This is a genomic window from Achromobacter sp. 413638 (assembly GCF_043119405.1).
Taxonomy (GTDB): domain Bacteria; phylum Pseudomonadota; class Gammaproteobacteria; order Burkholderiales; family Burkholderiaceae_B; genus Achromobacter.
The window spans coordinates 1-9,746 of sequence record NZ_JBICCO010000140.1; the positions used below are offsets into that span (position 1 = coordinate 1).

The 9,746-nt window shown below is 67.6% G+C and carries 8 protein-coding genes; 3 read left to right on the forward strand and 5 right to left on the reverse strand.

Going from position 1 to position 9,746, the window contains the following annotated elements:
* Positions 1-76: 76 nt before the first annotated feature.
* Together ACEU5R_RS31215 and ACEU5R_RS31220 are read right to left on the reverse strand one after the other, a co-directional pair.
* The gene (locus ACEU5R_RS31215; RefSeq protein ID WP_392413722.1) at positions 77-1,000 is read right to left on the reverse strand and encodes a c-type cytochrome; all 924 of its coding nucleotides are present in this window, start codon (positions 998-1,000) and stop codon (positions 77-79) included.
* Positions 997-1,716 carry a c-type cytochrome gene (locus ACEU5R_RS31220; RefSeq protein WP_392413724.1) on the reverse strand — a complete coding sequence of 240 codons (720 nt, stop codon included), beginning with the start codon at positions 1,714-1,716 and terminating at the stop codon, positions 997-999. Before ACEU5R_RS31220 ends, ACEU5R_RS31215 begins: the two co-directional genes overlap by 4 nt.
* Positions 1,717-1,940: 224 nt before the next feature.
* On the opposite strand from ACEU5R_RS31220, the gene ACEU5R_RS31225 reads away from it, so the two are divergent.
* Complete coding sequence (locus ACEU5R_RS31225; RefSeq protein WP_103274536.1) at positions 1,941-2,711, forward strand: SDR family oxidoreductase; 771 nt, start codon at positions 1,941-1,943, stop codon at positions 2,709-2,711.
* Positions 2,712-2,873: 162 nt separating this feature from the next.
* Here ACEU5R_RS31225 and ACEU5R_RS31230 read toward each other — a convergent pair whose 3' ends face one another.
* Positions 2,874-3,476 carry a C40 family peptidase gene (locus tag ACEU5R_RS31230; protein WP_392413726.1) on the reverse strand — a complete coding sequence of 201 codons (603 nt, stop codon included), beginning with the start codon at positions 3,474-3,476 and terminating at the stop codon, positions 2,874-2,876.
* Positions 3,477-3,875: 399 nt separating this feature from the next.
* Here ACEU5R_RS31230 and ACEU5R_RS31235 point away from each other — a divergent pair, with 399 nt between their 5' ends.
* Both ACEU5R_RS31235 and ACEU5R_RS31240 read left to right on the forward strand, forming a co-directional pair.
* Positions 3,876-5,384 (forward strand): AMP nucleosidase, encoded by a 1,509-nt coding sequence (locus ACEU5R_RS31235; RefSeq protein ID WP_369869683.1) that lies wholly within the window; start codon positions 3,876-3,878, stop codon positions 5,382-5,384.
* A 356-nt stretch (positions 5,385-5,740) separates the two neighbouring features.
* On the forward strand, positions 5,741-7,297 hold the full coding sequence (locus ACEU5R_RS31240; protein ID WP_392413728.1) for an amino acid permease: 1,557 nt from the start codon (positions 5,741-5,743) through the stop codon (positions 7,295-7,297).
* A 55-nt stretch (positions 7,298-7,352) separates the two neighbouring features.
* On the opposite strand, the gene ACEU5R_RS31245 is transcribed toward ACEU5R_RS31240, so the two are convergent.
* Together ACEU5R_RS31245 and ACEU5R_RS31250 are read right to left on the reverse strand one after the other, a co-directional pair.
* The gene (locus tag ACEU5R_RS31245; RefSeq protein ID WP_392413730.1) at positions 7,353-8,783 is read right to left on the reverse strand and encodes an aldehyde dehydrogenase family protein; all 1,431 of its coding nucleotides are present in this window, start codon (positions 8,781-8,783) and stop codon (positions 7,353-7,355) included.
* Positions 8,784-8,852: 69 nt separating this feature from the next.
* Positions 8,853-9,740 carry a LysR family transcriptional regulator gene (locus ACEU5R_RS31250; RefSeq protein WP_392413732.1) on the reverse strand — a complete coding sequence of 296 codons (888 nt, stop codon included), beginning with the start codon at positions 9,738-9,740 and terminating at the stop codon, positions 8,853-8,855.
* Positions 9,741-9,746 lie beyond the last annotated feature (6 nt).

The window sequence follows — 9,746 nt, forward strand, 5'->3', positions numbered from 1 at the left end:
CCCCCCCCACCCACCCCCCCCCCCCCCCCCCCCCCCCCCCCCCCCCCCCCCCCCCCCCCCCCCCGCTTTCAGCGGTTCAGGGCTTGGCCGCCTGCAACAGCTTGCCGCCGGGCGCGGGGGAATCGCTGCCCAGCAGATGGCCGTTGACCTCGATGCCGTAGAGCGAATCGTCGGAGTCGTGGTACTTGGCGCGGGTCGCGGCCACCGACTCTGCGTAGCGCGGGTCCTGCGGTCGTTCGTGGGCGTTCATGAAATAGGCCACGTCCCACGCTTCCTGGTCGCTCAGCATGCCGGCCTGTCCCAGCGGCATGTTGGCCTTGATGAAGCCGGCCGCGTTGCCGATCTGGTGCATGCCCGCGCCCCAGTTGAACGAGTCCGCCCCCCATAAGGCGGGGAAGACCCAGTGCTTGCCGTTCTTCTGGCCCTGGCCTTCAGCGCCATGGCACACGGTGCAGTACTGGGCGTAAACCTTTTCGCCACGCAGGTAGTCGGCCTTCTGCGCCGGCGCGGGCAGCTTGCGGTAGCCCTGGCCTTCCAGCGTCACGCCGGTCGGCGCCTTGCTGGCCAGCCAGAACATATAGGTCTGCAATGCGGTCAGCACGGGATCGTCGGCTGCGGGCGGCTTGCCGTTCATGCTGTAGCGGAAACAGCCCTGCAGGCGCTCGGCCAGCGTATTGACGTGGCCGTTCTTGGCCCGGTACGCGGGATACAGCACATAGGCGGCCCACATCGGCGCCGAGTCCGGGCGGCGGCCCGCGTCCAGGTGGCAGCTGCTGCAATTCAGGTCATTGCCGACGAACTTGCCGGCGGCCTGGGGCGTGTGCAGGAAGATCTGCTCCCCCTGGCGCACAATCTTGCCGAATTCGGTGTCGGGCAAGGAAGCGGCCGACGGCGGCGTGAAGCTGGGGCGCGGCTCGGCGGCCAGCGCGGTGGCGGATATCGACAGGGCGAGGGTGGCGGCGAGCCAGGCGCCGGGCGAGCGGGTAAGGCGCGGGTTCATTGCTTGGCTCCCGGTGCGGCGGCTTGCGCGGCCAGTTGCTCGGCGGCCTGGGGCAGGCCGGCGTAGTAGGCCGACACGGCATCGATCTCGGCGTCGGTCAGGCGGGTGGCCACGGCGGGCATCAGGCCCAGCGGGCCGGGCGGGCGCTGGCCCTGGCGCCAGGCGCGCAACTGCCCGGAAATGTAGGCAGCCGACTGGCCCGCCAGCGCGGGGAAGTTGTCGCCGACGCCGATGCCGCCGGGACCATGGCATTGGTTGCAGGCGGGGACATTCTTGTCCCAGGCGCCTCGGGTGGCCAGCCAGGCGCCAGTGTCGGCCGGCGCGGCGCGGCCCATCGCGGTCGCGGCGAGCTTGTCCGTATCCAGAGGCGCGGGCAGGGAGGCGTAGTAAGCGGCGACGGCCTGGCGCTGGGCGGGATCGAGCGCCTGGGCCGTGGCTTTCATGATCGGACTGACACGTCCGCCATCGGCCATGGCGTCCAGCTGTTCGGTCAGGTACTTGGCGCCCAGGCCGGCCAATCTCGGGAAACCGGCGGAGGGATTGCCTTCACCCTTGGCGCCGTGGCAGGTGACACAGGCGGGCGCGCCATTGGCGCCCTGGGTGCTGATCTGGGCGCCGTCGGGCGCGCCGAGCGTACAGGCCGGCGCCGCGAGCAGGGCGCCCAGCGCCAGGGCGCAGGCCCGGCGTCGTGCCACGGTGAGGGACCGTCTAGGCATGGAGCTTCTCCGTTCAATGCTGATTTTTGTAATAAGCAAATTTCCACAAATTATAAAGAAACTTGTGACAGATCATCGCGCAGGCAGGCGCTTGAGGGGGGTCAGGCTATGCCTGCGGCTCGATTCCAACCCGAAAGACGGTGAAACCGCGCTGGTACGTTCGCTTGCAGCGCGCGCCATGGCCTTGGGGTAGGATTTCGCCCATCGACAAGAAGGAGAGTCCGATGCATACGAACGAGATCGACGCGCAGCGCGTGGCCCTGGTGACCGGAGCGGGCACGGGCATAGGCCGGGCGGTGGCGCTGGAATTCCTGGCTCAGGGTTACCGCGTGGTGCTGGCGGGTCGGCGCCGCGAACTGCTCGAGGAAACGCGCACGGCTGCGGGCGAAGACGGCGTGCGCGCGCTGGTGATGCCGACGGATGTGTCCGACGAGCATGCGGTGCGGGATCTGTTCGACGCGGCGCAGCGTGAGTATGGGCGCCTGGATGTGCTTTTCAACAATGCCGGACGCGGCGCGCCCGCGGTGCCGATCGAGGAATTGTCGGTCGACGTCTGGCGCGATGTGGTGAACACCAATCTGACTGGCATGTTCCTGTGCGCGCAGGCCGCGATCCGGGTCATGAAGTCGCAGACGCCGCGCGGCGGCCGCATCATCAACAACGGCTCGATCTCGGCGCATGCGCCGCGGCCGTTCTCCATCGCCTATACGGCCACCAAGCACGCGGTGACTGGCCTGACCAAGTCGATTTCGCTGGATTGCCGGCCCTATGGCATCGCCTGCGGCCAGATCGACATCGGCAACGCGGCGACCGACATGACCGAGCGCATGGCCGCTGGCATCCTGCAGGCCGACGGCAGCACCAAGGTGGAGCCGCGCATGGACGTGGCCCACGTCGCGCAGGCCGTGGCCGCGATGGCGCGCCTGCCGCTGGACGCCAACGTGCAGTTCATGACCATCATGGCCACCAACATGCCCTTCGTAGGCCGCGGCTAGGGGGGAGGCTCACCCCCCGAAGCGCTGCGCGCTTCCCCCCTCAAGGGGGGGCGCCGCTGCGGACCGGCAAAGCCGGATCCGCGCGGCCCCGCTGGCGTGGCGCCTGCTCTGGCGCCATGAGCAATTCGATTGCCCCAAGCCTACGCGCTTGGGGTGTTTCTTTTAGCGCTCAGCCTGGGCGAGCATCTGGCCGGGAGTCGGTTCCAGATAGCGGCGGGCGCCGACGTAGCGCTTGGTCCAGTAGGGATTCTTCATTTCGTCCACGCGCACCTTGGCGCCACGGCGCGGGGCGTGCACGAACTTGTTCTGGCCGATGTAGATGCCCACGTGCGAGGTGACGCCTCGGCCCCGGGTGGCGAAGAACACCAGGTCGCCGGGACGCAGGTTCTGCTTGTTCTTGATGGCTTCGCCCTCGGTGCGCTGCTGGCGCGCGGTGCGGGGCAGTTCCAGGCCGGCGATTTCGCGAAAGACATGCAGGACCAGGCCGCTGCAGTCGAAGCCCTCGGAGGCGTCGTCGCCGCCCCACGCATAGGGGGTGCCGATGGCTTCCAGGCCGGCTTGCACGACGCGTTCGCGCAGGGTGGGGACGGTGGGTTCCTGCGCCAGGCGCAGGCCATTGAGGCTGGCGCGGGCCTGGGTGGTGGTGGACAGCGAGGCCTGGGCGGCGCCGGGGATCCAGGACAGGGTCAGCGCCAGAAGGGGGACGGACAGCAGGCAGGCAAGGCGGGGAGGGGCGGTTCGGTCTTTTCGCGTAGGCGGCGTCATTGCGTCACTTCAGGAAATCGGAGTGGGCGGCATGGCTTGGCCAGGGGTTGCGGCACCCTGGCAAGCCGGCGGAAAGGGCGCAGCGCCGGGCGGTCCTCACCGGCGCTGCAGCACTATTGTAATGGAATAAAGTTTCATTACATTTGTCGTGCAATGCAGCATCCCGATCGGGCCATTGTTACGTCATTCGCAGAATAAAGCGTAACGGGCCGAGGCCGGTCGCCCGGAATCGGGCGCGATGGGTTCCATGCGCCCCTTGCGGGCGACAGTCGCCACGATGACCGTTCATGCACGCGCGGCTCATGCATAATCAATGCATCGGCCCGGTGCCGCGCATGCCGCATGCGGCGGCGCCGCAAGGCCGACATAAAACAGATAAGAAAGCGGAGTAAAAGCGCAATGATGAATGCAGTCCACCCCGAATCCTCCATGAACCGGCCCGACGCCTTGCCTTTCGAACCCTTCCAGGACGCGGTTGCCGCGGTCGACCGGCTCGAAGAGATCTACAGCCGCAATACCGCCTTCCTGCGCGCGGTCTTCCGAGAGGTGCTCGAGGACGCCGGCGCCCGGGAAGGCGACAAGTCGCGGGCCCGGGCCTATTACCCGGCCATCCGCATCCGTGTCGAGACCTACGATCCCATCGACACGCGCCTGTCCTATGGCCACGTGGCCGAACCCGGCATCTACCAGACCACGATCACCCAGCCGGCGCTGTTCCGTGACTACCTGATCGAGCAGGTCGGATTGCTGCTGCAGAACCACCGCGTGGCGGTCGAGGTGGGCGAGTCGGACTCGCCCATTCCCCTGCATTTCGCCTTCCCGGAAGGCGCCTACGTCGAGGGCGAGCACCTGGAAGCGCTCAAGCGCCCGCTGCGCGACCTGTTCGACGTGCCCGACCTGGCCGTGACCGACGACGCCATCGTCAACGGTTCCTGGCGCGGCAAGGACGGCGAGCCCAAGCCGCTGGCGCCCTTCACCGCGCAGCGCGTGGACTACTCGCTGCACCGGCTGCAGCACTACACGTCGACCGCGCCCACGCATTTCCAGAACTTCGTGCTGTTCACGAACTACCAGTTCTACGTCGACGAGTTCTGCGCCCGCGCTCGCGCCCTGATGGCCAGCGGCAATCAGGATTACGAGATGCTGGTGGAACCCGGCAACCGCATCACCCGGCGCGGCGAAAGCGGCCCGGCCGAGGCGGGCGAGCTGCCGCGGCTGCCACAGATGCCGGCTTATCACCTGGTGCGCGGCGACCATTCCGGTATCACCCTGGTCAATATCGGGGTGGGCCCGTCCAACGCCAAGACCATCACCGACCACATCGCCGTGCTGCGCCCACACGCCTGGCTGATGCTGGGCCACTGCGCCGGTCTGCGCGATTCCCAGCGCCTGGGCGACTACGTGCTCGCGCACGGTTATGTGCGCGAGGATCACGTGCTGGACGCCGACCTGCCGACCTGGGTGCCGGTACCGGCGCTGGCCGAGGTGCAAGTGGCGCTGGAGCAGGCGGTGGAAGAGGTGGCCGGCCTGTCGGGCTGGGACCTGAAGCGCATCATGCGCACGGGCACCGTGGCCACCATCGACAACCGCAACTGGGAGCTGCGCGACCACGTCGAACTGGTCGAACGCTTCGCCCAGTCGCGCGCCATCGCCCTGGACATGGAATCCGCCACCATCGCCGCCAACGGCTTCCGCTTCCGCGTGCCCTACGGCACCTTGCTGTGCGTGTCGGACAAGCCGCTGCACGGCGAGCTGAAGCTGCCCGGCATGGCCAGCGCCTTCTACCGCCGCCAGGTCAACCAGCACCTGGAAATCGGCATCCGCGCCCTCGAACGCCTGCGCGGCATGCCGCCGGAGCGCCTGCACTCCCGCAAGCTGCGGACCTTCATGGAAACCGCCTTCCAATAGCCGGCACGGCGGTCCGGGCATCGCCTCCCTGTCCCTCGTTGATTTATCTGCAATATAGGGACAGGGAATCAGCTTCCTGCTACAAGTCTGCTATTGCGGCAGCGCCAGCGCAGCCGCTACAAGGCTACCCTGATCGCATTTGCACCACCGCCCCTCCCGGCAGGGCTTCCCCAAGCGGGGCCACGCGGAGCCGGCTTTGCCGGTCCGCTGTGGCGCCCCCTTGAGGGGGAGCGCGCAAGCGCTCGGGGGTGGGCCCATTTTTTGCTATGCTCGCGCGTTGCTCGGATACCCGGGGCGCCGGCGGCCTATCCCGCGGCATTTCCCAGGCTCCTTCCAGATCCCATAAGGAACGCACTTTGGCACCATCGGAACACGATGAATCCCGCGCCGCCGGCAAGGCCGTGACCGGAGGCGAAAGCCCCTCCGGCCTGCGCCGCGCCCTGTCCGCGCGCCACCTGACCATGATCGCTGTCGGCGGCTCGATCGGCACCGGCCTGTTCGTGGCATCGGGCGCGACCGTGGCCCAGGCCGGCCCCGGCGGCGCGCTGCTGGGCTACGCGCTGATCGGCATCATGGTCTATTTCCTGATGACCAGCCTGGGCGAGCTGGCCGCGGCCATGCCGGTTTCCGGCTCGTTCTCGACCTATGGCGCGCGCTACGTCGAAGAAGGCTTCGGTTTCGCGCTGGGCTGGAACTATTGGTACAACTGGGCCGTCACGGTGGCGGTGGATCTGGTGGCCGCGCAGTTGGTGATGGCCTACTGGTTTCCCGACATTCCAGGCGTGTACTGGAGCGCGCTGTTCCTGGCGATCACCTTCGGGCTCAATGCCTTGTCCGCGCGCGGCTTCGGCGAGGCCGAGTTCTGGTTTGCGCTGATCAAGGTGGTCGCGGTGCTGGCCTTCGTGGTCATGGGCGTGATGATGCTGCTTGGCATCATCCGCGGCGGCGAGACCGGCGGCCTGGCCAACTGGACCGTGGGCGACGCGCCGTTCGCGGGCGGTTTCGCGGCGCTGATCGGCGTGGCCATGGTGGTGGGCTTTTCCTTCCAGGGCACCGAACTCATCGGCATCGCGGCCGGCGAATCCAAGGATCCCGCGCGCAACCTGCCGCGCGCGGTGCGCCAGGTGTTCTGGCGCATCCTGCTGTTCTACGTGATGGCCATCCTGGTCATCGGCCTGCTCATTCCCTATACCGATCCGCAGCTGCTGCGCACCGAAGTCACCGACGTCAGCGTCAGCCCCTTCGCGCTGATCTTCGAGCGCGCCGGCCTGCTGGCGGCCGCCTCGGTCATGAACGCGGTGGTGCTGACCTCGGTGCTGTCGGCCGGCAACTCCGGCATGTACGCCGCCACTCGCATGCTGTACAGCCTAGCGCGCGACGGCAAGGCGCCTGCGGTGTTCGGTCGCGTGACCGGCAACGGCGTGCCGCTGTGGGCGCTGGTGGCCACGACCGTGGTCGCGGCGCTGTGCTTCTTCAGCTTCATCTTCAGCCCCAAGGCCGTCTACGTCTGGCTGCTGAACACCTCGGGCATGACGGGCTTCATCGCCTGGCTGGGCATCGCCATCAGCCACTACCGCTTCCGGCGAGGCTATGTGGCGCAGGGCCGCAACCTGGCGGACCTGCCCTATGTGTCGCCGTTCTTCCCGTTCGGCCCGATCTTCGCCTTCGCCTTGTGCCTGGTCATCACGCTGGGACAGAACTACCAGGCCTTCCTGCAGGACCGCATCGACTGGGGCGGCGTGGTGGCCACGTACGTCGGCATTCCGCTGTTCCTGCTGATCTGGCTGGGCTATCGCCTGGTGCGCGGTTCGCGCTTCGTCAGTTACCGCGACATGCGCTTTCCGGATGCGCGGGCGCGCAGCGAGTACCTGGACACGGCGCTGCGCGGCGGCGCAGTGACGGAAACGCGCTGATCCGCAAGCACCGGCGCCGTCCCGGCGGGGAGGGCGCCGGCATCGCGGCAAGCTCTCAGCCCGCCACGTAGGCGGTCTTCACCGTGGTGTAGAACTCGATCGCGTGGCTGCCTTGCTCGCGCGAACCCAGGCTGGATCCCTTCCGGCCGCCGAAGGGCACGTGGTAGTCCACGCCGGCCGTCGGCACGTTCACCATCACCATGCCGGCCTGCGCATGCCGCTTGAAGTGCTGCACGTGCTTCAGGGACGTCGAGCAGATGCCGCTGGCAAGGCCGAATTCCGTGTCGTTGGCCAGGGCCAGCGCGTGTTCGTAGTCGCGTGCCGGCATGACCGCCGCGACCGGCCCGAAGATTTCCTCGCGGCAGATGCGCATGGCGTTGTCGCAGTCCGCGAAGATGGCGGGCGCCATGTAGTGGCCCGGCGTGCCGAGTTGCAGCTCGCCGCCGCCGCACAGCAATCGCGCGCCTTCCTGCCTGCCGATGTCCACGTAGCGCAGGTTCTGTTCCAGTTGGTCGCGGCTGGCGACGGGGCCGATGTCGGTTCCGGCTTCCAGCGCGTGGCCGATCCTGAGCGAGGCCGCGCGGTCCCGCAACTTCTGCAGGAAGCGCGCGTATACGCCTTGCTCGACGATGATCCGGCTCGATGCCGTGCAACGTTGTCCGGTGGAATAGAACGCGCTTTGCACCGCGCACTCGACGGCGACGTCCAGGTCGGCGTCGTCCAGCACCACCATCGGATTCTTGCCACCCATTTCCAGCTGGGCCTTGGCCATGCGTTGCGCGGCGGCCTGCGCCACGCGCCGGCCCGTGGCGACCGAACCGGTGAAGGAGATGGCGTCGATGCGGCGGTCGTCCAGCAGCGCCTGACCCACCTGCGAGCCGCGACCCATCACCAGGTTGAAGACGCCTGCCGGCAGGCCGGCGCGGCTGATGATCTCGGCCAGCGCCCAGGCGCAGCCCGGCACCAGTTCGGCGGGCTTGAACACGACCGTATTGCCATAGGCCAGCGCGGGCGCGATTTTCCAGGCGGGAATGGCGATCGGAAAGTTCCAGGGCGCGATGATGCCGACCGTGCCCACGGGTTCGCGCGTCACGTCGATCTCTATGCCCGGCCTGACCGAGGCCAGCTTGTCGCCGCGCTGGCGCAGGGCCTCGCCGGCGTAGAACTTGAAGATGTTGCCGGCGCGCGTGACTTCGCCGATGCCTTCGGGCAGCGTCTTGCCTTCTTCCCGCGACAGCAGCCGGCCCAGCTCTTCGCGGCGCGCGAGGATTTCGGCGCCGATGCGGTCCAGAGCATCCGCGCGGGCCTGCGGGCTGCAGAAGCCCCATGCCGCCTTGGCTTCGTGCGCGGCGGCGATCGCGGCTTCGGCCATGCCGGCGTCGGCCTGGGCATAATGATCGATCGTGTCGCGCGTGTCGGAAGGACTGATGTTGGCGACGCTGGCCGCGCTATCCAGCCACTGGCCGGCGATGTAGTTCGGTTTCATGGGATCAATGTGGGTAGAGTGAGATGGGGTTGTGGACGGAGCAGGGCGGCTGTCTTCAAGGGCCGCCATTCAGGCATCGAGCAGCGATAGCTCGAGGCGCTTGATGCGTTGGGCGACGCCGCGGGCGAATTCCAGCGTCACCTTGGATAGCGGCCGCTGGCTCGGCACGACGATGCCGACGGTCAGGGCGTTGATATTGGGCTCCTCGATGGGACGCCACACCACTTCGCCGCTGGAGATTTCCTCCAGGAACGCCAGCTTCGAGAAAAAGGAAATGCCGCGTCCGGTGACGATCAGGCGCTTGAGCAACAGGGTGGAGTTGCAGGTCACGCTGGGGGTCAGCAGATCCCAGAATTCGGAGAACTTCGGCGACACGCCTCCCTGCATGGGAAAGCGTCCCTCCAGCCGCAGGAAGGCATGGCTGCGGCAGTCGGCAAAGCTCACGACGTCCTTCCTGGCCAGTGGATGCGAGGATGCCATCACCACGCCAGGCGGCAGCGCGACCTGGGTCATCACGTCGAGGCCGGCCGGCAGCTTGGAAATGAAGGTGATGCCCACGTCGTACTCGCCGCTGAGCACCTTGGACGCCACATCCCAGGGCGTGACGGCGGTGATGGCATACGTGACGGCGGGGTACTGTCCCGAGAACTCCTCGACAGCCGCGGGCAGCAGGTCGACGAACAGCGAATCCATCGCTGCAACCGATACATGGCCCGTGCGTTCGTCCTTCAGCTCGTCCAGCTCGCCGCGCATCAGGTGGAAATCGTTGAGGGTCGCGCGGATATGCTGCAGCATGCGCTCGCCGGCCGCGTTCAGGCGTATGCCGTTGGGCAGGCGGTCGAACAGATCGGTGCCCATCTCGGCTTCCAGCTTGAGGATCTGCCGGTTCACCGCGCTGGAGGCGACATAGAGGTTCTGCGCGGCCTTGCGGCTCGTTCCGCAACGGGCGACCTCCACAAACTA